Source organism: Noviherbaspirillum sp. (assembly GCF_035944575.1).
Lineage (GTDB): Bacteria > Pseudomonadota > Gammaproteobacteria > Burkholderiales > Burkholderiaceae_D > Noviherbaspirillum.
Window position 1 is genome coordinate 1 of sequence record NZ_DASZBA010000194.1, and the last position, 21,294, is coordinate 21,294.

Consider the following 21,294-nt stretch of genomic DNA (forward strand, 5'->3'; position numbering starts at 1 on the left):
ATCGAGATAGCTGCCTCCGTCCTGTCCGATGGTCGCCATGATGAGCGGATCGCCTTGCAGCAGTTTCAGGTTGTAGGCAATGTTGCCGGCACAACCGCCGAATTCACGTCGCAACTGCGGTACCAGGAATGCGACATTGATCTTGTGTAACTGATCGGCCAGCAATGCTTCCGAAAAGCGTCCGCCGAAGGACATGATGGTGTCGAATGCGAGCGAGCCGCAGATAAGGGATGGCTTGGACGATGGCATGGTTCGAGGAAAGAGTAATAAATAGGAGGGTAAGTGGGTGCGGGAGTGGCCGATGCCTGCGCTTACGGATAGAACACATACACCCGGTAGCCTGCCGCTTTTAATTGCGTCAGCTCGAATTGTATTTTGACGGGGTGTTCCGATTTCGGCAGCAATCCTTTCTGAAGCTCCGGTCCGGACTTGACGTAATCTGCCGGTACGAATACGCGTCGCGCAAGCGGCTTCTCATTCGCATCCTTCAGCGTCAGCTCGATATGTGGCCAGGCCTGGACGATGGAGCCATGGTTGCGCAGCAGGGCGCTCAACATAAAGATGTTCTTTTCCGGCGCCAGCGACTGCAGTTCGGTCGACTCGATCACCACCGCATCAATCTGGGCAGGCAATCCGATCCGGCATCCGATCAAGTTGCATGCTTCCACCAACGCCGGTTTGGCTTGCGGAAAACGCGCGGCAAGCTGGTCCCTAAATATATAGGTGGCCTGTGCAAGCGCGCCGAACAGCATCAACAAGGTGCCGCCTATTAATGCGATACGCAGCGCCCGTCCGAAGCGCTGCCTCCTGCGGCCCTGTTTGACGAAGCTCGGTTCCTGATATGCCGATTCGTCGTCGTCGGTTTCATCAAGGGCATCGGTATGCTTGCGCCGCGATTTCCGTTTTTCGCGTAACGGCTTGCGCTGCAGGTCTTCGATCGCCGACTCCAGCGGATCGGGCGCATCGGGATCGGCAGGCTGTCCCGGTGACTGGAAACCGCCGTCAAGCGGCTGGTTGTCCTCGGTATTGCTGAAATTCATCAGCGTCATGCGCTGCAATGGATCGTTGCCGGGGTCTGGTGTCGCCGGTGACGAAGAGGTGAAGTCGGGCGCGCCGTGCGCGTCGGGCAGAGGGGCTGGCGCAGGATCGGCTATCTCTGCCGAAGGGGAGTCGAGCACCGCTTCCGGATGTTCTTTCGGTTGCGCTTCAGGACTGGCGTCCGCAACGAATGCCTGCGGGGAATCCGGCGATGAATCAGAGGCCGTTGGTGACGGAACGGGCGGCGGTGAGACTGGCTGCGGCCCAGGTTCCTCTGGCCGCAACAAATTTTCGATGCCGTTGAAAATCTGCTTGCAGGAGCCGCAGCGTACGAGTCCTGATCGCAGCTTCAATTGGTCATGCGCGACCCGGAACGTCGTATGACAGTGAGGACATTGGGTTGCCAGCGCCATTGGCTTATCTTGTGCCGGCGGCCCGGCCGGCCAGTACGACCCAGCCTTCGTGTTCACCCGCGACCGACAGATCGATGAAGGGAGCGTAGGCAGCGGCGACCTCATCAGCCTGGCGTACGAGCACGCCTGACAACACCAGCGCACCGCCACCTGCGACGCGGGCCGACAGCATCGGCGCCAGAAGCTTCAGCGGGCTGGACAATATGTTCGCGACCACGATATCAAACCGCTCCTGTTGGGCAATCGTGCCGAATTGCTCCGGAAGATAGTAGTCGATTTCACACTGATTGCGCTCGCTGTTGTAGCGTGCCGATTCGATTGCCTGCGGATCGATGTCGACGCCGATCACGCGGGCGGCGCCCAGCTTCTTTGCCACCATCGCCAGGATTCCCGAACCACAGCCGTAATCCAGCACGGACAGGGTCTCCGGCGCGTGTCGCTCCAGCCATTCCATGCACAACCGGGTCGTCGGATGGCTGCCGGTGCCGAATGCAAGGCCCGGATCGAGTTCCAGCACCAGGCCGTTCGGGTCCGGTGCGTCATGCCAGCTCGGCACGACCCAAATGTTTGTGCCGATATGAATGGGATCGAACTGCGCCTGGGTCAGTCTGACCCAATCCTGCTCCTCGACCGGCCGCAAGGAATAGGCGGGCGGCTGAGCCAGGCCGACTGCTGCGGCTGCCTCGGCGACGAGGACGGCATGATCAGCATCGACATCCGCCAATGCAACCACCCGGCTGCGCTCCCAGGCGGCTTCCGCGGGTTCCATGCCCGGCTCACCGAACAGCGGTTGTTCCGCTTCCGTGCCTTCGTCCGCATCCTCGACCGACACCGACAGCGCGCCTGCTTCCATCAATGCGTCGGAGAGCGCTTCCGCGTGTGCGCGGTCGATTTCGATGACGATTTCAGTCCAGCTCATAAAGGACCTTATTTCTTTGCCAGTTGCGCCAGTTCCTTCGACAGGTCGGGCTTGGCAGCCAGCTTTTGTTCGAGGTAATGGATATTGGTGCCGCCTTCGATGAAACGGGCGTCCACCATCAGCTCGCGATGCAACGGGATATTGGTCTGTATGCCTTCGACCACCATTTCCGACAGTGCGATCTGCATGCGACGGATCGCCTGGTCTCGCGTGGCGCCGTAGGCGATCACCTTGCCGACCATCGAATCATACGTCGGCGGTACGAAATAACCGGCATAGGCATGGGAGTCAACACGAATACCGGGGCCACCCGGCGCATGCCAGGAGACGATCTTGCCTGGCGACGGGGTGAATTTGAACGGATCCTCGGCGTTGATCCGGCACTCGATCGCATGCCCGGTCAGCTCGATGTCGCGCTGGCGGAAGCGCAGCTTCTCTCCTGCCGCAACCCGGATCTGCTCTTGCACCAAATCCACGCCGGTAATCATTTCGGTGACCGGATGCTCGACCTGGATACGGGTATTCATTTCGATGAAGTAAAACTCGCCGTTCTCATACAGGAATTCGAAGGTTCCGGCGCCCCGGTAGCCGATCTTGCGGCATGCCTCGGCACAGCGGTCGCCGATACGCTCGATCAGCTTGCGCGGGATGCCTGGCGCCGGCGCTTCCTCGATCACCTTCTGATGTCGGCGCTGCATCGAGCAGTCGCGTTCGCCGAGCCAGACGGCATTCTTGAATTCGTCGGCAAGAACCTGGATTTCGACGTGGCGCGGATTCTCCAGGTACTTCTCCATGTAGACTTCGGGGTTGCCGAACGCTGCGCCGGCCTCGCTCTTGGTCATGGTGACGGCGTTCAGCAAGGCCGCTTCGGTATGCACGACGCGCATGCCGCGTCCGCCGCCGCCGCCGGCAGCCTTGATGATGACTGGATAGCCGATCTTGCGGGCAATCCGGATGATTTCCTTCGGATCTTCCGGCAACGCGCCTTCCGAGCCCGGCACGCAGGGGACCGAAGCCTTGAGCATTGCCTGTTTCGCCGATACCTTGTCGCCCATCAGGCGGATGGAGTCGGGGCGGGGGCCGATAAAGACGAATCCGGATTTTTCAACGCGTTCGGCAAAGTCCGCGTTCTCGGACAGAAAGCCGTAGCCGGGATGAATGGCTTCCGCGTCAGTCACTTCGGCGGCGCTGATGATGGCCGGCATGTTCAGGTAGCTCAGGGACGACGGTGCCGGCCCGATGCAGACCGATTCGTCGGCCAGCTTCACATACTTCGCTTCGCGATCCGCCTCGGAGTGGACGACCACGGTCTTGATGCCCATTTCGCGGCATGCGCGCTGAATACGCAATGCGATTTCGCCGCGGTTGGCAATAAGGATTTTTTCAAACATAGTCGGGGGAATAGGAAGGATTAAGGAGCGCCATTAAAAATCCGGCGCGGCACGTTGTTGACGGTTTGCCGGCCGTGCCGGCACATACATGAACCGCGTCTATCCTTAACCGATCACGAACAATGGTTGGCCGAATTCCACCGGCTGCCCATTCTCGACCAGGATTTGCTTGATGACGCCTGCAGCGTCGGCATCAATTTCATTGAGCAACTTCATCGCTTCGATGATGCAAAGGGTATCGCCTTCTTTCACTGTGCCACCCACTTCGACGAACGGCGGATTTCCTGGGCCGGATGAGCGATAGAACGTGCCTACCATCGGTGATTTGACGATGTGGCCTTCCGGTTCTGCCGGCGCAGCGGCTGCGATCGTGGCAGGTTGAACAGGAGCGGCGCTCGACGTCGTGATCGGCTGCGGAGCCGACTGCGGCTGCATCATGACTACCTGGTTCTGAGGCACAGCGGAGGATTTGACGATGCGAACCTTGCTTTCGCCTTCCGTGACCTCGAGTTCGGCGATATCCGATTCAGCGACCAGATCGATCAAGGTCTTGAGTTTTCGTAAATCCATAGAATTCCCTTAGAATTATTTGATTTGCAATACAATTGAAATCATCACAATTATATGATGATTGTGGGAAGATAAAGAAAATTACAGTTTTTTAAGTGCGTAATCGATGGCAAAACGATAGCCTTCGATTCCGAGGCCGCATATGACGCCGCCTGCGATAGCGGACAGGTAGGAATGATGACGGAAAGCTTCCCGTTTATGGATGTTGGAGATATGCACTTCGATAAATGGAATGGCGACCCCTGCCAATGCATCCCGTAATGCCACGCTGGTATGGGTCAGCCCTCCGGGATTGATGACGATCGCATCGACGTTTTCCTGTCGCGCCGCATGTATCCGGTCTATCAAGGCCCCCTCGTGATTGCTTTGAAACGCATTGAATGTCGCGCCTCCAGCCTCTGCCTGTTGCGATGCGTCTCGTTCAATATCCGCCAAAGTCGTTGATCCATAGACCTCCGGTTCGCGTGTGCCGAGCAGATTGAGGTTCGGGCCGTTAATAAGAAGGATATTTTTTGCCATGGAGATCAAACTCCGTTTGACGAGGATGGCGCATTTTGCCGTCAAATGATGCAGATTGGCAAGAACAAATATCTGCAGGCGTTATTCCGGCACTATTCAAGCTTGAGGTCCGCTTCCACTTCCTTGATGTTCAGGCGGCCAAGATAGGTTTTCCGTACTTTGCCATTACCGTCGATCAACACTGTATAAGGGAGGCCGCCCGCTTGGTTGCCGAATTGCCGCGACAATTCCGTGCCGGTCACGCCGGCAGTGTAGAGCGGGTAATTAATTTGATGCTTCTTGGCGAATTGCGCGATGTTGGATGCAGAATCGATGCCGATGCCAATGATTTGCAAATTTGTCCCCGACTTCGTAGCTTGCAAGGCGGATAATTCAGGCATTTCATCGACGCAGGGTGCGCACCACGTTGCCCAAAAATTCACCAGCAGCGTTTTGTTCTTCCATTTCGACAAAGGCTCCGCATTGCCGTCCACTGTTGGCATGGAAAGATTGAACAGGCTGGTGACGGCATTGCTTTGTGGCGAATCGGGTTCCAGGTTTCGATAGCCGAAATAAACGCCTAAGGCGGCGAATAAAACGCCAACGACAAAAATCGGCACGAGGTTTTTTCTCATTTGTTTTCCGCTTCCTGGATAAGTATCCGCAGCGTGTTCAAGTCGGCGCGCTCGACTTTACCGCTTGAGGCTGTACGCACCGCACCCCGGACATCGTCGGTTGCATATATTGCAAGGTGGATGCCTTCGTTCTTCCACATGAAGCTGATGGTTTCGACCGGATCCCCGCGACCGTTGAAATGCGACCTCTCGGATACTTCAAAGTCCACATTCTTATTCAGCAGGAATATTTCGACATCTTTCGCGCTATCGGTGAAAAGCTGAAGATGAATATCTGAATGCTCGCCGGCCGTGCCGTTGAGCACCGCGCCGGTAAGGTAGGGTGAGAAACTTGCCAGTTCTTCCATCAACCGCAGTGCCAGGCGGCGAAGCGCCATCAGGCGGGCAGGCTGGGTGTCGCCAAAAAAAAGCTCATTGTAAATACGTACTTCATTTTCGATTTGCGCGTTGTCCGGCATGACGTCGCCCCGCACTTTGGCGTTGCCGAGTACCTGTTTGACCGCTTTGCGCTTTGCGGTGCCATAGTCGGCACCATCCTCGGCAATCATCCGTGCCGCCGCCGCCGCGATTTCAGCCCGCAGAAGTTCGCTTTCCGATGAGTAATTGCTCATGTTGCTCCAAAAACCGGCACGGCCAGCTCCGCCATGTCGGGTAAAATCTCGCTATTCTATTTTGAATCAGCACAATGCACATTCATATCCTTGGCATCTGCGGCACCTTCATGGGTGGCTTGGCGGTGCTGGCAAAAGAGGCCGGACACAAGGTCACCGGCTGCGACAGCAATGTTTATCCGCCAATGAGCACCCAGCTCGAGGCGCAGGGCATCGAGCTTATCGAGGGTTTCAGCCCGGACCAGGTCGCCTTGCAGCCGGATTTATACGTCATTGGTAACGTGGTTTCCCGCGGCAATCCGCTGATGGAGGAAATCCTGAACCGTGGGTTGCCGTACACGTCGGGTCCGCAATGGATCGGCGAACACATCCTTCAAAACAGGTGGGTGCTGGCAGTGGCGGGCACGCACGGCAAGACCACGACGTCGTCGATGCTGGCCTGGATACTGGAAGACGCCGGTTATGCGCCAGGGTTCCTGATCGGCGGCGTGCCGATGAATTTCGGCATATCCGCCCGCTTGTCCGGGGGCAAAGGCGGATCCGAATTCTTTGTCATCGAAGCCGACGAATACGATACCGCCTTCTTCGACAAGCGCAGCAAATTCGTCCACTACCGGGCGCGCACCGCAATCCTGAACAACCTCGAATACGACCATGCCGATATTTTTCCGGACCTCGGCGCAATCGAAACCCAGTTCCATCATCTAGTGCGCACCGTTCCCGGCGTAGGACGGCTGATCCTCAACGGGCGCGAGGAATCGTTGCAGCGGGTAATTCAGCGCGGATGCTGGAGCGAGAAGGAATGGTTTGGCACGGAGGGTAATAGCGGCTGGATGTTGATCAACCATGCCGACGGCAGCTTCGATGTGATGTTCAATGGCGCATCCCAAGGCACGGTCGACTGGGCATTGACCGGCGAGCACAATCGCATGAACGCGCTGGCCGCCATCGCCGCCGCGCGCCACGTCGGCGTAACGCCGTCACAAGCCATTGCATCGCTGTCCCGGTTTGAAAGCGTGAAGCGCCGCATGGAGATTCGCGGTGTTACGGGTGGTGTCACGGTATATGACGATTTTGCCCATCATCCCACCGCGATTGCGACGACGGTCGACGGTCTTCGCAGGAAAATCGGCGACGCCCGCATCCTCGCAGTGCTGGAGCCGCGGTCGAATACGATGAAACTCGGCACCATGAAAAATGCGCTGCCGGGAAGCCTTGCCAACGCCGACCTGGTTTTCGGATACGGTGCGCAATCCGGCAAAGATAGTCTGGGCTGGGATCTGTCCGAGGCGCTCGCGCCGCTTGGGCCGAAGGCAGGTGCGTACCATGACCTGGAATCGCTAGTGAAAGCAATCACTCAGGCCGCGCGGCCGGGCGACCATGTTCTCGTGATGAGCAATGGCGGCTTCGGCGGCGTGCACCAGAAAATTCTGGATGCATTGCCAACATGATTGTTTATCTGCATGGCTTTCGTTCGTCGCCGCGGTCCTTCAAGGCGCACCTGATCGGGCAGCGCCTGGACGGATTGGGGCGCGGAGCGGAATATCTTTGCCCGCAACTGCCTGCGTCACCGCGTGAGGCGATTGCCCTGGCATCGGCATTGCTCGAACGATATCCGGCAGACGACGTCTCATTGATTGGTTCTTCCCTGGGCGGATATTACGCAACCTGGCTGGCGGAAAAGGCCGGTTGCCGGACCGTGCTGCTCAATCCCGCGGTGTCGGCGGCGCGCGACCTCGAGAGCCAGGTCGGCGTGACGACTGCCTACCATTCGTCGGAACCTTTCGAATTCAAGCACCAATATATAGATGAACTGAAAGCGTTCGCTGTCGACAAAATCACCTCGCCGGAACGTTATTTTCTGGTTGCAGCTACCGGCGACGAGGTGCTCGACTGGCGGGAAATGGTGGCGCACTACCCGGGCGCGAAGCAAAAAGTGATCGAAGGAAGTGACCACGGCATTTCCGACTTCGAGCGCCACATTGATGAAGTACTGGCGTTTTGCGGCATCGAAGCCGGGACAGGGGCCTGATGTACCGGTCGGTTAACCGGGCACGCTGGTATTCGCATGTCAACGGCATCAACCCGCCGGGAGGCATGCGCGGATGGCTTACCGATCCTTCGTCCCTGACACTCAAGCTGATGCAGCGCGGAGGCAGTTTCCGTGTCCAACGCTTGTGCCAGCGCACGGCGCTCTGTCTGCCGGATGAATTCAGGCTGGTCGGACTGGGACGTCCGGTTCGGGTACAGGAACGCGATGTGCTCTTGCGGTGCGGGCAACAGCCCATGGTATATGCACACACCATCTTGCCGCTGGATGCGACCGCAGGCGACTGGCCGTTTTTCAGTGCCCTGGGCGAACGTTCGCTCGGTACCATCCTGTTTGGCGATCCAAGCGTATCGCGCGGACCCATGCAGTATGCCCGCCTGTTGCCGCACCATCCGCTGGCGCGCCGCACATCCGCGGCGCTCAGTGCAACTTCGTCTCCGGCGCCGCTCTTTGCACGCCGGCGCCTTTTTCATCGCAGAAAAGGTCTATTGCTGGTTACCGAGGTCTTTTTGCCGGCTATCGCCGAAATCGGCCTTGCCAACACATTTCACAAGCAGAACATTGAATGAATCTATTTTTTGAAGAATCCGGCGATTTCAAGGCGGGCGCAGTACTGTCGCAACAAGGCGAGGCTTACCAGGTCGAAATGCAGACCGGCAAGCGGACGAAAGTAAAGGCGCGCGATGTCCTGCTTCAATTCACATCGCCGGCGCCGGCGCAATTGCTGACCGAAGCCCAGAGCATCGCCGATGAGATTGATCTCGACTTTCTGTGGGAAGTCGCCGGGGAGGAAGAATTCGGGTTTGCCGAGCTGGGAAGCGAATATTTCGGCCATGATCCGAAGCCGCATGAAGCGGCCGGCCTGTTGCTGAGACTGCATGGAGCGCCGGTGTACTTCTACAAGAAGGGCAAGGGCCGTTACAAGGCAGCACCCGAAGCCTCGCTGAAGGCGGCATTGGCGGGCATTGAAAAGAAAAAACAGCAGGCCCAGATACAGGCGCAGTATGTTGACGAGCTGAAAGCAAACCGCTTGCCGGACGCAATCAAGTCGTCTGCACTGCAATTGCTGTTCAAACCGGACAAGAACAGTATCGAATACAAGGCGCTGGAGGCGGCTTGCAGCGAACTGCAAACCACGCCGCAGCGGTTGATGTTGTCGGTCGGCGCCATCGGTTCGCCGAAGGAACTGCATCTGTCGAAATTCCTGTCGGAGCACTTTCCGAAAGGGACGGGCTTTCCGGCCATCGCCATGCCCTCGTCGCCCAAGTTGCCGGTGGCGGAAGTGCAGGCTTTTTCGATCGACGATGTGACCACCACGGAGATCGACGACGCCATCTCCGTCACTCATCTCGACGACGGCAAGGTCCGCGTCGGCATCCATATTGCCGCACCCGGACTCGGCATCCGCCGCGACGACGCCATTGATGCGATAGCCCGGCAACGGCTTTCGACGGTCTATATGCCCGGCGACAAAATCACGATGCTGCCTGACGCACTGGTCGAGTCGTTCACCCTGGCCGAAGGCAGGACCTGTCCGGCCGTGTCGCTGTATGCCACCCTCGATACCCGGGATTGGTCGGTCATATCAACCGAGAGCCGGGCGGAAGCGGTGCCGATCGCGGCTAACCTTCGCCACAACGATCTGGACGAACTGGTTACCGAAGAAAACCTGGCCAACGGCGCCGGCGATTATCCGCACAAGGCGGACATTGCACTGCTATGGCAGTGGGTGCAGAAGCTGGAGCAGGGCCGCATGGCCAAACGGGAAGGCTTCGGCCTCAAGCCGGAACAGACCAACCGCGTCGACTTCAATTTCTATGTCGAGAACGATATCGTGACGATCACCCGCCGCAAGCGCGGCGCGCCGCTTGACAAGATCGTGGCCGAGCTGATGATTTTCGCAAACAGCAGTTGGGGCAAGATGATGCACGACCATGGCGTGCCGGGTATTTACCGCAGTCAGGGTGGAGGTGGAGGCGGCTGGGCGGCCAAGATGCAGGTGCGAATGGTGACGCACGCCGCACCGCACCAGGGCTTGGGCGTTGACCAGTATGCCTGGAGCACATCACCGCTGCGGCGCTATACCGACCTCGTCAATCAGTGGCAGATTCTCGCCTGTATCGAACATGGCGTGACCGCGCCGCTGGTCGCGCCGTTCAAGCCGAAGGACGCTGACTTGTTCGCGGTGGTATCGGCCTTTGACGCCGCTTATTCCGCCTATGCCGATTTCCAGTCCTCGATGGAACGTTACTGGTGCCTCCGATGGCTCGCGCAGGAAGGCGCCAGGCATGTCGATGCGGTGGTGTTGAAAGACGAGGTTCTGCGACTGGTCGATATCCCGCTGATCATCCGCCTGGCCGGCATGCCGCAGATGGCCCGCGGCACCGAAGTCAAACTCGATTTGATCCGGTGGGATGAAATCGACCTTACGGTAGAGGCGCGTCTGATCGAAGTGGCAAGCGCGCCCACCGTACCCGATGACGAAATAGCCATAAGCGAGAGCGAAACAGATACAGAATCTGTTTCCGAATGAAAGCGGGCGAAAAGTTCGGCTGAAAACGGCGGGCTTTGTCGTAGAATTCAAGGCATTCGCAATAGCCTCTATCCCGCCGCGTGAAGTTGATCCTCCAAAACCGCACCTTGTCCATCGCCGTCGGCCTGTCGGTGCTGGCGCATGGCGCCTTACTCGCGGTGCGTTTCGTGCCTCCGGAAGCGTTCAAGTTCAAGCCGACCGATCCCGGCCTGGAAGTCATCCTCGTCAATGCCAAGCACGACAAGGCCCCGCTCAAGGCTGATGCACTCGCACAGGCGAATCTTGACGGCGGCGGCAATGCCGATGCCGGGCGTGCCAAATCGCCGTTGCCCGACATGCGCAGGAGCGAGAACGGCGATGGTTTGAAAGCCATGCAGCGCCGCATCGAAGAACTCGAGCAGCACCAGCAGCGCATGCTGGCGCAGATGAACAGGAAGACCGATCTTTCGTCACCCGCAAACGACGACCTTGCCCGTCCAAAGGACCTGCAGCCACACCCGAATACCCCCGATGCGACGGAGAGCAGCAGCGAGATCCAGCGCCGCGAAGCCGAGATCGCGCGCAACATCGAGGATTACAACAAGCGGCCCAAGAAAACACAGATCACGCCGAGCACCAGGGAAGTCGGTTACGCGATTTACTACAAGACCCTGCAGTCGAAGATCGAAAAGGTCGGCACGCTGCACTTTCCGCAGCAGGACGGCAAGAAGCTCTACGGCGAACTCGTGATTTACATCCCGGTTTTCCAGGACGGTTCGATCTACCGCAAGGATGGCGGGCCGAAGGTGCAGATATCGTCCAAAATCCCGGCGCTCGACAAGGCCGCATTGCGCATCGTCGAGAAAGCCGCGCCCTTTGGAAGCTTCCCCGCCAACATGCGCTCCAGCGGCAAGGACGATGTGTGGGAAATCATCACCCGCTTCAAGTTCACGAGGGAAGAGGGGCTCGAAACCGAACTGCGTGGATCGCAATGATGCCCGCTCGGCCTGACCGTTACGCAGTCATCGGCAATCCGATTGCGCATAGCAAGTCTCCCGACATCCATGCCCGTTTCGCCGCAGCGACGGCGCAGAACATGCAATACGAACGTCTGCTTGCGCCACTGGATGGTTTCGTCGCGACTGTACGCGGCTTCATCGATCAAGACGGCAAGGGCATGAATGTAACCGTGCCGTTCAAGCTGGAAGCGCACGCCTTGGCTACCGAACTGACCGAGCGGGCGAGGGCAGCGGGCGCCGTGAATACCTTGCGCTTTGATGGCGACAGGATCCTGGGCGACAACACCGACGGTGTAGGATTGGTGACCGATATCGTTGTGAACGCAGGTGTCGCCGTGCGTTCCAAGAAGGTATTGCTGCTGGGTGCCGGCGGTGCTGCACGCGGCGTGGTGCTGCCCTTGTTGAAGGAGTCGCCCCGGGAGCTGGTGATCGCGAACCGCACAGTCGGCAAGGCGCAGGAACTGGCTGATACGTTCGGTGCTCAGGGGCCGGTTCGCGCTACCGATTTTGCATCTGTCCAACATGTGTTCGATATCGTGATCAATGCGACTTCCGCCAGCCTCGCCAATGACGTGCCTCCCGTTGCCCCGGCCGTGTTCTGCCAGGACACCTTGGCTTACGACATGATGTACGGAAAAGCGCATACTGCCTTCATGCGTTTCGCTCTCGGCCATGGCGCGGCAGTGCGCGACGGCCTTGGCATGCTGGTGGAACAAGCCGCCGAATCGTTTCTTGTCTGGCGCGGCGTACGTCCTGATACGGCCGCGGTATTTACCGAACTGCGCGACCGCCTGTAATCAATGAAACGACTGCGCAAGCTTCTGCTCTGGCTGATCATCGCGCCGCTGCTTGTCGTACTGGCAATGCAGCTTTATTTCTTTCTGCAAATAGGATGGTGGGTCAATAACAATCCCGAATCCACCAGTTTCATGCGCCAGCAACTGGACGTGCTGCAGGAGAAAAATCCATCCGCCCGTCTCAAACATACCTGGGTGCCATACAACAGGATTTCTCCTCATCTCAAGCGCGCCATCATCGCTGCCGAAGATTCCAACTTCTCGGATCATGAAGGCGTGGACTGGGAGGCAATGCAAAAAGCCTATGAAAGAAATACCAGGAAAGGGAAGGTGGTCGCCGGCGGCTCCACCATCACCCAGCAACTTGCCAAGAACCTTTTCCTGTCCGGAAAACGCAGCTATCTGCGCAAAGCGCAGGAAGTCGTCATTACCTACATGCTGGAGTTCTGGATGGATAAGGAGCGCATCTTTGAAATTTATCTGAACGTAGTGGAATGGGGCAACGGCGTCTTCGGCGCGGAAGCGGCTGCCCAGCATTATTTCGGCGTCTCGGCTGCGGCGTTGAGCCCGGCGCAGGCGGCCAGGCTTGCCGTGATGCTGCCCAAGCCGCGCTTCTATGATAAAAACCGCAATTCCACTTACCTGGCCCGACGAACCAATCTGATCTTGCGGCGCATGGGCGCGGCGGAGTTGCCGTGAGAACGACCGTTAAGCTGACGACCCAGCGCGGCGCGCTGAGCTTGCTGTGGTGCGCGATACTGGCCGGGGCCGTTGCCGCCATCGGGATGGCAGCCTTGATGTCGATGCGTCATGAACGCAATCTGTTTCAAGATGGCTGGGCCAATCTGATGGCGTCGGCGGTCGTAAAATCCGTGAAAACCCTTGACCAGGACGTCCGGTCGGGAACGCCTGCCGGAAAGGAGATCCGGCGTTGCACGGTTGATGGAAAGGTCATGTATTCGAATATCGACTGCGGTCCGGACCGGCCTGCCAGCCGAGATGTCGTACTGCATGACAGCCGCGGGATAGAACCCCCTAAGCCCGCTCCCGCAACCGCACCTGACGAAGCGCCGCCATCCATGCAGGACCGGATGATGGAGAAGGCGCTGCAGGACAAGATGACGCCGAGATGACTTCCTTGACCAAGCTCGCGGGAAGCGCGCTTTGGTCTTTCCGGTGCTTGCCTGACTGTGGCGATATCAGTACACTTGCGCTGTTTTCGTTAATGGAGACCCGTCTTGGGTAGTCCCTATACACATTGTCGGTCGTTGCCAGGCTTCCGACCGGCGAGATAGCGCGATACCCGAGCGTCAATGCGCCTCTCGCCGCATGCTGGTGGGCGGGTGCGTCCAGGCCACGGATTCGGCCGGTATCCATGTTGCGATATCGGACCCGCATCCAGCCGCGTTCCCTGAAAATTCATTCGACTGCAGCCTCTGCGCTGCAGGATGGCCATGCGTCCGGTACGGGAACCATGGCCGGGAGACCACATGATCAATGTATTCGTCTTGCAAAACGGCCGCCTCAACCAGGTCAATATCGAGACCCGGACCGATCTGGAAAAGGCGGCGCCGGTCTGGGTGGATCTGACCGATCCCAATGACGACGAGCGCGCATGGGTGAAAAGCATCTATGGCGTCACCTTGCCCGGCGAAGACGAAGTCAAGGATATCGAAGCATCCGCGCGTTATTACGAAGCGGAAAACGGCGACCTGCACCTGCGCACCGATTTCCTGCTGGAGGAAGAGGATGGCCCGTCACGGGTCATCACCGTTGCGTTCATCCTTGCTAAAAACATGCTGTTTTCAGTGCATACCGATGATCTGCCGGTGTTCCGGCTGGTGCGCATGCGCGCACGTTCGCGCCCCGGTTCAATTGGTGACTATAAGGATGTGCTTCTTGACCTGTATGCGACCGACGCCGAGTACTCGGCAGACGCGCTCGAAGGAATCTATCAGAGTCTGGAAGAGGTAAGCCGGAGCGTGCTGCAAAAGGAACTCAGCGACCAGGATGCGGCGGAATCGCTGAATGCGATCGCCCAGGAAGAGGACTTGAACGGACGGATCCGCCGCAACATGATGGACACCCGGCGCGCCGTCAGCTTTCTGATGCGTGGCCGCCTGCTGAACACCGAGCAATTCGAAGAGGCGCGCCAGATTCTGCGGGACATCGAATCACTGGACGGCCACACTGCATTCCTCTTCGACAAGATCAACTTCCTGATGGACGCCACCGTCGGTTTCATCAACATCAATCAGAACAAGATCATCAAAATCTTCTCCGTCGCCAGCGTCGCCTTCCTGCCGCCTACACTCATCGCCAGTATCTATGGCATGAACTTCCGTGTGCTTCCGGAGCTGAACTGGCCGCTGGGCTACCCATTCGCGCTGATGCTGATGGTAGGTAGCGCAGTCGCCCCGTTCCTCTACTTCCGCCGCCGCGGCTGGCTGAAATAAGTATCTACGCCGCGACAGGATTGACCGCGGCGTGGATCGGATCAGCCGGCGGCGCGCTTCAGTTTTCCGAATGAAGCATGCGCGGCATCCAGCGTTGCTGCGATGATAGCGTCATCATGCTGGGCGGACACGAAACCTGCCTCGAATGCAGACGGCGCCAGATAGACGCCCGCATCGAGCATTGCATGGAAAAATGCGTTGAAGGCCGCCTTATCGCATTTCATCATCGCGCCGTAAGTGGCCGGCACCTGCTCGGCAAAATAAATGCCAAACATGCCGCCCACTGCATCGGCGCAGAATGGTACGTCCGCTTGCCGCGCCACTTCTGCCAGACCGTTTGCCAGCTTTGTTGTCTGCGCGCCGAGATTTTCATAGAAACCCGGTTCCTGGATCAGTTTGAGCGTCGTCATTCCGGCAGCAACGGCGACCGGGTTGCCGGATAAGGTGCCTGCCTGGTAGACCGCACCGAGCGGCGCAAGGTGCTTCATGATGTCCTTTCGGCCCCCGAACGCCGCCACCGGCAAGCCGCCGCCGATCACCTTGCCGAGGACGGTGAGGTCCGGCGTGATGCCGTACAGCGATTGCGCGCCGCCGAGAGCGACCCGGAATCCCGACATCACCTCGTCGAAAATCAGCAACGCACCATGTGCGGTGCACAGGCGCCGCATCGTCTGCAGGAATTCCGGCGTGGCGCGCACGAGGTTCATATTGCCCGCCACCGGCTCGACAATCACGCAGGCGATGCGGTCGCCCATACGTGAAAACAGCTCTTCCAGCTGCTGGGGATCGTTGTAATCGAGCACGAGGGTATGCTTGGCGAAATCTTCCGGGACGCCTGCGGAGGTCGGGTTGCCGAACGTCAGCAATCCGCTGCCGGCTTTTACCAGAAGGGAATCGGCATGCCCGTGATAGCAGCCTTCGAATTTGATGATCGCATCGCGGCCGGTGGCGCCACGCGCCAATCTCAGGGCGCTCATGGCCGCTTCGGTGCCGCTGGAGACGAGGCGCACCTGCTCGACCGATGGCACCAGGCGGCAGATTTCCTCCGCCATTTCGATCTCGCCTTCAGTGGGAGCGCCGAAGCTCAATCCCCGGGCGGCGGCATCCTGTACCGCTTGAATCACTTTCGGGTGTGCATGGCCCACGATCGCCGGTCCCCAAGAACCGATGTAGTCGATGTAGCGGCGCTCGTCGGCGTCCCAAAAATAGGGGCCGGCTGCGCGGGTAATGAAACGCGGAGTGCCGCCGACGGAGCGAAACGCCCTGACTGGAGAATTCACGCCGCCTGGCGTCGTCACCTGGGCGCGGGCAAAAAGGGTGTCGTTTTGAGATGTCATGTGAAGCAGGAAAGATTATGTATTAGGGCCGGATTCAGATTCCTGGGCCCAAAAATAGCGGTCGGGTGTCAGCTTTCCCATGCCCAGTCGATGTGCGTTCGACAGGGCCGCATGGGTGAACTCCTGCGCTTCGAATACGGCTTCCGGCACGTCCAGGCCGTTGGCGAGAAGCGCCGCGATCGCCGCGGACATTGTGCTGCCGGCGCCGCTGAAGGAGCCTGACAGGCGTTGCCATGTGTCCTGCCGCACCATGCCCGATTCGTCGAACAGGATGTTGCCGACTTCATGCACGTCGCCCGGCGTACCGGTAACGAGAACATATTCGCATCCCATCCCGATCAGGCGCATTGCGTCGGTTGCCATGGTGTCCTCGGTCGACGGTTCGCGCCAGGTTTCGGCCAGTCGCGACAGTTCGACCGCCGAGGTCACGAATACTGTCGTTTGGGGAATCAGCAGTTCGCGTATCGCGACCAGCATGTCCTCGCCTTCCGGACCTTGGTCCGGCATGGCGGATATGAACGGATCGAGCACCAGCGGGATGTCGGGATAGTCGGAAACGATTTCCGCGATCACCGTCACATTCTCCATGCTGCCTACGACACCGACCTTGAACGCCGCAACCGGCATGTCCTCGAGAACTACCCGCGCCTGGTCGGCGACCCAGTCGGGATCAATGGCCTGCGCATCTTCGATACGGGCCGTGTCGCCGATCAGTATCGCGGTGACGACCGACAAGCCATGACAACCCATGCCGGCAAATGATGCCAGATCGGCCTGGATGCCGATGGCGCTCACCGGATCGGTTGCGCCAAAGGCGAGAATGAGTGGAGATGTTTGGTTTTGCACAGCGGGTAGATTAAGATATGCGACTTTGCATTTTACTTGATTGAAGGGCAAGCACCGTGAGTAATAACGAATCGTCGAACCAGGAATTCAAGACCTGGATGTGTTTGATTTGCGGATGGGTATACGACGAATCGGCGGGCCTCCCCGATGAAGGTATCCCGGCCGGAACGCTTTGGACCGATGTGCCCATGAACTGGACATGTCCGGAGTGCGGAGCCCGGAAAGAAGACTTCGAAATGGTCGCACTTTGAAAATTCCCGTCATTTTTATATAAACCACCTCCCGGCGTTTCGCATAAAAACCACGCTAATCCATGACGTAAAGAAAGAGTTGTTTTAAAGCATCTTGCTTTTTGTTACAGTTGCGCCGTATATTGGGCGGTAGCTTAACGAGATTACGTCATGACAATATCAATAGATAACGCCGGTCTCAAAATAATGGTGATCGACGATAGCAGTACGATTCGTCGCTCCGCGGAAATTTTCCTGGGCCAAGCTGGCTATCAGGTCGTATTGGCAGACGACGGCTTCGACGCTCTCGCCAAAATGAACGACCATAAGCCGGCCCTTATCTTTTGCGACATCCTGATGCCGCGACTGGACGGCTACCAGACTTGTGCGTTGATCAAGAAAAGCGCCAAATTCCACACCACGCCGGTCATCATGCTGTCGTCCAAGGACGGCCTTTTCGATCGGGCGCGTGGGGCGATGGTCGGATCCGACGCCTACCTTACCAAGCCCTTTACCAAAGACAGCCTGCTTAAAACGGTGCGCGAGCATACCGCCATCGCCGTTGCCAAATAATTACCGATCTGAAAGTTCAAGATGGCCATTCAAAAAATTCTTGTAGTAGACGACTCTCCGACAGAGCGCTATTTCCTGACCGATATCCTGATCAAGAACGGATTTTCCGTGTCCACCGCAGAAAGCGGCGAGGAAGCACTGCTGAAAGTAAAAGCTGACAAGCCCCAGCTGATCCTGATGGATGTGGTCATGCCAGGTCAGAATGGTTTCCAAATCACCCGCGCCATCTCCCGCGATCCTGAAACACAGGATGTGCCCATCATCATTTGCACCAGCAAGAATCAGGAAACGGATCGCATCTGGGGGCTGCGCCAAGGTGCGCGCGATTACATCGTCAAGCCGGTCGATCCACAGGAGCTTCTCTCCAAAATCGCCGCGCTTGGTTAAAGACGACGCCGTCATGAGCCAGACCACTCCTGAACTCTTGTCAAAGCCTGTGCTTGCAAAACGCGACATCGGTGCGCGTCGCACCCGTTTGCGCGAATTCCAGGCTCAGTTGGTGGAGCGCATGCAGGCGGTGCGCAGCGGTGCGCAGGAGCATGCCAGTCAGCTCGGCGTGATGATCGGGCAGACCAAATGGCTGCTCAACCTGCGCGAAGCAGGTGAAATCGTTTCCATCGGATCGATCACCGAGGTTCCATTGACGCAGGACTGGTTTCTGGGCCTGACGAACGTCCGGGGAAACCTGATCAGCGTCATTGATCTTGCCGCGTTCCAGGGGCAGCCGGCAACGCCGATCGACAAAGACAGCCGCATCGTGGCGTTCTCTTCGAGCCTGTCCTTCAACAGCGGTCTGCTCGTATCCCGCGTGATGGGTCTGCGCAATATTTCAGAGATGGAGCTGCAAGGCCCGGCGGACGGGACTGCCACACCCTGGATTGCGCAGCGCTACATTGATCGCGAGTCCCAAGTCTGGACCGAACTCAATTTATCTTTAATCGTGCAAGACCCGCGGTTTTTGCATGTTGGTTTATAAGCCGCTAGGTTGCACGACCAGCCCGACACAGTAATCAGTCATCAGAATTAGGAGACTCAGTAATGGCATTCAAACTACCGTTCTTTTCCAAGGGACAAAAGGAAGGACTTGCTGAGGGCGGAGATCTTGCAGCGCACGTCGGTCAAACCGACGATGCCAACACGGTCGCAGTGCAGGCCGAACCTGGCGACATGACGCCACCATCCGCCGCGCCCGCCGATCCGCTGGTTGCCATTACCGAAACAAATCTCAACGCTACCTTTATCGGCGACGCTCTCCAGAAGGGCGGCGATATCCGCCTGCCGCTGATCGGCAAGATGCCACTGCAAAAGCAGGTGCGGGTCCTGCTGGCGGTGCTCGGCGGTTCGCTGGTTCTTGGCGCCTCCTTTGTGTGGTTGAATTCCAACCAGTCAATCCACGCATCCACCCAAACGCAAATCGCCGGTGACGCGCTGATGCACTCCCAGCGTATCGGTAAGGCGGCGCCTAACGCGATCCAGGGTAACCCGGCCGCGTTCAAACAGCTCGAGGAAAGCCGCAAGGAATTCAATCGGGATCTGTCCGTGCTGCTCAAAGGCGGCGAATACCTCGGACGGGAAATCAGCCCACCCGACGCGGAAATGGAAACCTTGCTGAAAGAGACGGAGAAGATCTGGTCGAATTCCGACAAGGCGGCGGACACCATTCTCAAGCTCAACAAGGAACTGACGGGTTTCGGTACGACACTCCAGAAACTGAATACGCTGTCCCCGGTGTTGCTTGAATTGACTGAACAGATCTCCACGCTAAAAGCACAGGCCGGCGCGTCGCCAAGGGAAATCTCCGCCGCCGGTCAGTTGGTCATGTTGACCCAGCGTCTGGGTCGCAGCGCCAACGAATTTCTGACATCCGAAGGTGTGAACCCGGAAACGGCGTTCCTGCTGGGTAAGGACACCAACACGTTCCGTGACATCACCGAAGGCTTCCTGAACGGCAGCGACGTTCTGCGCCTGACCGCGACACAAGATCCGGATACACGTGAAAAACTGACGGAACTGCAGAGCGCGTTCGCCGAATACCAGCAGTCGGTTGCGACGATTCTCGGCAACCTGCAAAACTTCATTGCGGCCAAGCAATCCGAGCAATTGATCTTTGCTGAAAATGAAACGCTGAAGCAGCGCCTGACGACGTTGCAGCAATCTTATCGCGCAAAAGAGGACTCGCTGAGCGTCTCCTTCTGGCTGATGCTGGTCAGCGCGGTTGCAGCGCTGGTTGCCGCGGTCGGTATTGCACTGGTACTGCTGCAAGATAGCCGCAATCGCACCAAGGAAGCGGACATGCGCCGCCAGCAGGCGGAACAACAGCGTCTCGAAGCGCTGCGCAAGGAAGAAGAAGCGCAGGCTGCGAACGATCAGAACCAGGCCGCTATTTTGCGACTGATGAACGAACTGCAGGAAGTGGCGGACGGTGACTTGACCGTGCAGGCAACGGTGTCGGAAGACATCACCGGTGCGATCGCCGACTCGGTTAACTATACCGTGGAAGAGCTGCGCGGCCTGGTGGGCCGGGTGACGAAGACCGCCGAGCAGGTTACCTCCGCGTCCAACCAGGCGCAAAACATTTCGACTGAACTGCTTGCCGCGTCCCAGAAGCAATCCCGCGAGATTCAGGAAACCGGCCAGGCGGTACTTGAAATGGCAGTCCAGATTACCGATGTATCGAAATCCGCTAACGAATCTGCCGACGTGGCGCGCCAGTCGGTGGCCGCGGCGGAGCAGGGTGCAAAAGCGGTGGAAGACGCGATCAAGGGCATGAACGAGATTCGTGAACAGATCCAGGAAACATCGAAGCGAATCAAGCGTCTCGGCGAATCTTCGCAGGAGATTGGCGAAATCACCGAACTGATTTCCGACATTACCGAACAGACCAACGTGCTGGCGCTGAATGCGGCGATCCAGGCGGCGTCGGCAGGTGAAGCGGGTCGAGGCTTCTCGGTGGTTGCTGAAGAAGTGCAGCGACTGGCGGAACGTTCCGGTGAGGCGACCAAGCAGATCGGTGCGCTGGTTCGTACCATTCAGACGGATACCCACGATGCGGTAGCGGCGATGGAAAAATCCACGCAGGGTGTGGTTGAGGGAGCCAAACTGTCCGATGCGGCCGGTGCGGCACTGTCCGACATCCGGCGCGTTTCGAATCGCCTTGCGGAACTGATTCAGGGAATTTCCTCTGCGACCGAACAGCAGGCAACATCGGCGAACGGTGTTGCGCAGAACATTCAGAACATCCTGACCGTTACCGAACAGACGCAGGAAGGTACGCAACAGACTGCGCAGTCGATTCACGAACTGTCCATGCTGGCTGAAGAACTCAAGAATTCGGTATCGCGTTTCCGCGTAACTGCCTGATCCCAGCCCGGTGTTCGCCTGTACCGGCTTGCCGCCAAT

The 21,294-nt window shown here is 58.2% G+C and carries 23 protein-coding genes and 2 pseudogenes; 14 read left to right on the forward strand and 11 right to left on the reverse strand.

All coding sequences use genetic code 11. From position 1 onward, the window contains the following. The 9 genes and pseudogenes from VGU61_RS14765 to VGU61_RS14805 form a co-directional block, all read right to left on the reverse strand. A pseudogene (locus VGU61_RS14765) lies at nt 1–249 on the reverse strand (carbohydrate kinase family protein); the annotation flags it as partial. A 62-nt stretch (nt 250–311) separates the two neighbouring features. Further along, entirely contained in the window at nt 312–1,178 is an 867-nt protein-coding gene (locus VGU61_RS14770; protein ID WP_326859969.1) for a DUF3426 domain-containing protein, read from the reverse strand. A 207-nt stretch (nt 1,179–1,385) separates the two neighbouring features. Then, nucleotides 1,386–1,451, reverse strand: a pseudogene (locus tag VGU61_RS22655) (zinc-ribbon domain-containing protein); the annotation flags it as partial. 4 nt (nt 1,452–1,455) lie between these two features. Continuing rightward, nucleotides 1,456–2,370: a 50S ribosomal protein L11 methyltransferase gene (gene prmA, locus VGU61_RS14780; RefSeq protein WP_326859933.1), complete on the reverse strand. Its 915-nt coding sequence runs from the start codon at nt 2,368–2,370 to the stop codon at nt 1,456–1,458. Nucleotides 2,371–2,378: 8 nt separating this feature from the next. Then, nucleotides 2,379–3,761 (reverse strand): acetyl-CoA carboxylase biotin carboxylase subunit, encoded by a 1,383-nt coding sequence (gene accC / locus VGU61_RS14785; protein WP_326859934.1) that lies wholly within the window; start codon nt 3,759–3,761, stop codon nt 2,379–2,381. A 105-nt stretch (nt 3,762–3,866) separates the two neighbouring features. After that, complete coding sequence (gene accB / locus VGU61_RS14790) at nt 3,867–4,331, reverse strand: acetyl-CoA carboxylase biotin carboxyl carrier protein (protein WP_326859935.1); 465 nt, start codon at nt 4,329–4,331, stop codon at nt 3,867–3,869. Between the two features lie 81 nt (nt 4,332–4,412). Next, a complete protein-coding gene (gene aroQ / locus VGU61_RS14795) occupies nt 4,413–4,850 on the reverse strand; it encodes a type II 3-dehydroquinate dehydratase (RefSeq protein WP_326859936.1) in 438 nt (145 codons plus the stop codon). Between the two features lie 92 nt (nt 4,851–4,942). After that, nucleotides 4,943–5,464, reverse strand: coding sequence for a TlpA disulfide reductase family protein (locus tag VGU61_RS14800; RefSeq protein ID WP_326859937.1), 522 nt, complete (start codon nt 5,462–5,464; stop codon nt 4,943–4,945). Continuing rightward, a complete protein-coding gene (locus VGU61_RS14805; RefSeq protein WP_326859938.1) occupies nt 5,461–6,075 on the reverse strand; it encodes a hypothetical protein in 615 nt (204 codons plus the stop codon). Before VGU61_RS14805 ends, VGU61_RS14800 begins: the two co-directional genes overlap by 4 nt. Before the next feature lie 74 nt (nt 6,076–6,149). Here VGU61_RS14805 and mpl point away from each other — a divergent pair, with 74 nt between their 5' ends. The 9 genes from mpl to corA all read left to right on the forward strand — a co-directional run bounded on the left by mpl (nt 6,150) and on the right by corA (nt 14,909). After that, nucleotides 6,150–7,526, forward strand: coding sequence for a UDP-N-acetylmuramate:L-alanyl-gamma-D-glutamyl-meso-diaminopimelate ligase (gene mpl / locus VGU61_RS14810; RefSeq protein ID WP_326859939.1), 1,377 nt, complete (start codon nt 6,150–6,152; stop codon nt 7,524–7,526). Then, a complete protein-coding gene (locus tag VGU61_RS14815; RefSeq protein ID WP_326859940.1) occupies nt 7,523–8,107 on the forward strand; it encodes a YqiA/YcfP family alpha/beta fold hydrolase in 585 nt (194 codons plus the stop codon). The genes mpl and VGU61_RS14815 overlap by 4 nt, the downstream gene beginning before the upstream one ends. Beyond that, nucleotides 8,107–8,694 (forward strand): chorismate--pyruvate lyase family protein, encoded by a 588-nt coding sequence (locus VGU61_RS14820; protein ID WP_326859941.1) that lies wholly within the window; start codon nt 8,107–8,109, stop codon nt 8,692–8,694. The genes VGU61_RS14815 and VGU61_RS14820 overlap by 1 nt, the downstream gene beginning before the upstream one ends. Continuing rightward, nucleotides 8,691–10,658: a ribonuclease catalytic domain-containing protein gene (locus tag VGU61_RS14825; RefSeq protein WP_326859942.1), complete on the forward strand. Its 1,968-nt coding sequence runs from the start codon at nt 8,691–8,693 to the stop codon at nt 10,656–10,658. The genes VGU61_RS14820 and VGU61_RS14825 overlap by 4 nt, the downstream gene beginning before the upstream one ends. A gap of 80 nt (nt 10,659–10,738) precedes the next feature. Continuing rightward, nucleotides 10,739–11,632 (forward strand): energy transducer TonB, encoded by an 894-nt coding sequence (locus tag VGU61_RS14830; protein WP_326859943.1) that lies wholly within the window; start codon nt 10,739–10,741, stop codon nt 11,630–11,632. Then, nucleotides 11,632–12,453 (forward strand): shikimate dehydrogenase, encoded by an 822-nt coding sequence (aroE, locus tag VGU61_RS14835; RefSeq protein WP_326859944.1) that lies wholly within the window; start codon nt 11,632–11,634, stop codon nt 12,451–12,453. Before VGU61_RS14830 ends, aroE begins: the two co-directional genes overlap by 1 nt. A gap of 3 nt (nt 12,454–12,456) precedes the next feature. Further along, on the forward strand, nt 12,457–13,152 hold the full coding sequence (gene mtgA, locus VGU61_RS14840) for a monofunctional biosynthetic peptidoglycan transglycosylase (protein ID WP_326859945.1): 696 nt from the start codon (nt 12,457–12,459) through the stop codon (nt 13,150–13,152). Beyond that, on the forward strand, nt 13,149–13,586 hold the full coding sequence (locus VGU61_RS14845) for a hypothetical protein (RefSeq protein ID WP_326859946.1): 438 nt from the start codon (nt 13,149–13,151) through the stop codon (nt 13,584–13,586). The genes mtgA and VGU61_RS14845 overlap by 4 nt, the downstream gene beginning before the upstream one ends. Nucleotides 13,587–13,943: 357 nt before the next feature. Continuing rightward, the gene (corA, locus tag VGU61_RS14850; protein ID WP_326859947.1) at nt 13,944–14,909 is read left to right on the forward strand and encodes a magnesium/cobalt transporter CorA; all 966 of its coding nucleotides are present in this window, start codon (nt 13,944–13,946) and stop codon (nt 14,907–14,909) included. A gap of 41 nt (nt 14,910–14,950) precedes the next feature. Here the strand turns inward: corA and hemL are convergent, their stop codons facing one another. After that, nucleotides 14,951–16,246: a glutamate-1-semialdehyde 2,1-aminomutase gene (gene hemL, locus VGU61_RS14855; RefSeq protein WP_326859948.1), complete on the reverse strand. Its 1,296-nt coding sequence runs from the start codon at nt 16,244–16,246 to the stop codon at nt 14,951–14,953. A 15-nt stretch (nt 16,247–16,261) separates the two neighbouring features. Then, entirely contained in the window at nt 16,262–17,092 is an 831-nt protein-coding gene (locus VGU61_RS14860) for a hydroxymethylpyrimidine/phosphomethylpyrimidine kinase (protein WP_326859949.1), read from the reverse strand. Between the two features lie 98 nt (nt 17,093–17,190). Between VGU61_RS14860 and VGU61_RS14865 the strand changes: the two genes are divergently transcribed. The 5 genes from VGU61_RS14865 (at nt 17,191) to VGU61_RS14885 (ending at nt 21,255) form a co-directional block, all read left to right on the forward strand. Then, nucleotides 17,191–17,343 carry a rubredoxin gene (locus tag VGU61_RS14865; RefSeq protein ID WP_326859970.1) on the forward strand — a complete coding sequence of 51 codons (153 nt, stop codon included), beginning with the start codon at nt 17,191–17,193 and terminating at the stop codon, nt 17,341–17,343. A gap of 150 nt (nt 17,344–17,493) precedes the next feature. After that, complete coding sequence (locus VGU61_RS14870) at nt 17,494–17,895, forward strand: response regulator (RefSeq protein ID WP_326859950.1); 402 nt, start codon at nt 17,494–17,496, stop codon at nt 17,893–17,895. A gap of 21 nt (nt 17,896–17,916) precedes the next feature. After that, complete coding sequence (locus VGU61_RS14875) at nt 17,917–18,282, forward strand: response regulator transcription factor (protein WP_326859951.1); 366 nt, start codon at nt 17,917–17,919, stop codon at nt 18,280–18,282. Nucleotides 18,283–18,295: 13 nt separating this feature from the next. Next, nucleotides 18,296–18,871: a chemotaxis protein CheW gene (locus VGU61_RS14880; protein ID WP_326859952.1), complete on the forward strand. Its 576-nt coding sequence runs from the start codon at nt 18,296–18,298 to the stop codon at nt 18,869–18,871. Between the two features lie 62 nt (nt 18,872–18,933). Further along, nucleotides 18,934–21,255 (forward strand): methyl-accepting chemotaxis protein, encoded by a 2,322-nt coding sequence (locus VGU61_RS14885; protein ID WP_326859953.1) that lies wholly within the window; start codon nt 18,934–18,936, stop codon nt 21,253–21,255. Nucleotides 21,256–21,294: the final 39 nt, after the last annotated feature.

Bases quoted from the DNA above. Each gene is read 5' to 3' on its own strand.
- prmA (WP_326859933.1), bottom strand. From the start codon at position 2,370: ATGAGCTGGACTGAAATCGTCATCGAAATCGACCGCGCACACGCGGAA.
- accC (WP_326859934.1), bottom strand. From the start codon at position 3,761: ATGTTTGAAAAAATCCTTATTGCCAACCGCGGCGAAATCGCATTGCGT.
- accB (WP_326859935.1), bottom strand. From the start codon at position 4,331: ATGGATTTACGAAAACTCAAGACCTTGATCGATCTGGTCGCTGAATCG.
- aroQ (WP_326859936.1), bottom strand. From the start codon at position 4,850: ATGGCAAAAAATATCCTTCTTATTAACGGCCCGAACCTCAATCTGCTC.
- VGU61_RS14800 (WP_326859937.1), bottom strand. From the start codon at position 5,464: ATGAGAAAAAACCTCGTGCCGATTTTTGTCGTTGGCGTTTTATTCGCC.
- VGU61_RS14805 (WP_326859938.1), bottom strand. From the start codon at position 6,075: ATGAGCAATTACTCATCGGAAAGCGAACTTCTGCGGGCTGAAATCGCG.
- mpl (WP_326859939.1), top strand. From the start codon at position 6,150: ATGCACATTCATATCCTTGGCATCTGCGGCACCTTCATGGGTGGCTTG.
- VGU61_RS14815 (WP_326859940.1), top strand. From the start codon at position 7,523: ATGATTGTTTATCTGCATGGCTTTCGTTCGTCGCCGCGGTCCTTCAAG.
- VGU61_RS14820 (WP_326859941.1), top strand. From the start codon at position 8,107: ATGTACCGGTCGGTTAACCGGGCACGCTGGTATTCGCATGTCAACGGC.
- VGU61_RS14825 (WP_326859942.1), top strand. From the start codon at position 8,691: ATGAATCTATTTTTTGAAGAATCCGGCGATTTCAAGGCGGGCGCAGTA.
- aroE (WP_326859944.1), top strand. From the start codon at position 11,632: ATGCCCGCTCGGCCTGACCGTTACGCAGTCATCGGCAATCCGATTGCG.
- mtgA (WP_326859945.1), top strand. From the start codon at position 12,457: ATGAAACGACTGCGCAAGCTTCTGCTCTGGCTGATCATCGCGCCGCTG.
- corA (WP_326859947.1), top strand. From the start codon at position 13,944: ATGATCAATGTATTCGTCTTGCAAAACGGCCGCCTCAACCAGGTCAAT.
- hemL (WP_326859948.1), bottom strand. From the start codon at position 16,246: ATGACATCTCAAAACGACACCCTTTTTGCCCGCGCCCAGGTGACGACG.
- VGU61_RS14865 (WP_326859970.1), top strand. From the start codon at position 17,191: ATGTGTTTGATTTGCGGATGGGTATACGACGAATCGGCGGGCCTCCCC.
- VGU61_RS14870 (WP_326859950.1), top strand. From the start codon at position 17,494: ATGACAATATCAATAGATAACGCCGGTCTCAAAATAATGGTGATCGAC.
- VGU61_RS14875 (WP_326859951.1), top strand. From the start codon at position 17,917: ATGGCCATTCAAAAAATTCTTGTAGTAGACGACTCTCCGACAGAGCGC.
- VGU61_RS14880 (WP_326859952.1), top strand. From the start codon at position 18,296: ATGAGCCAGACCACTCCTGAACTCTTGTCAAAGCCTGTGCTTGCAAAA.
- VGU61_RS14885 (WP_326859953.1), top strand. From the start codon at position 18,934: ATGGCATTCAAACTACCGTTCTTTTCCAAGGGACAAAAGGAAGGACTT.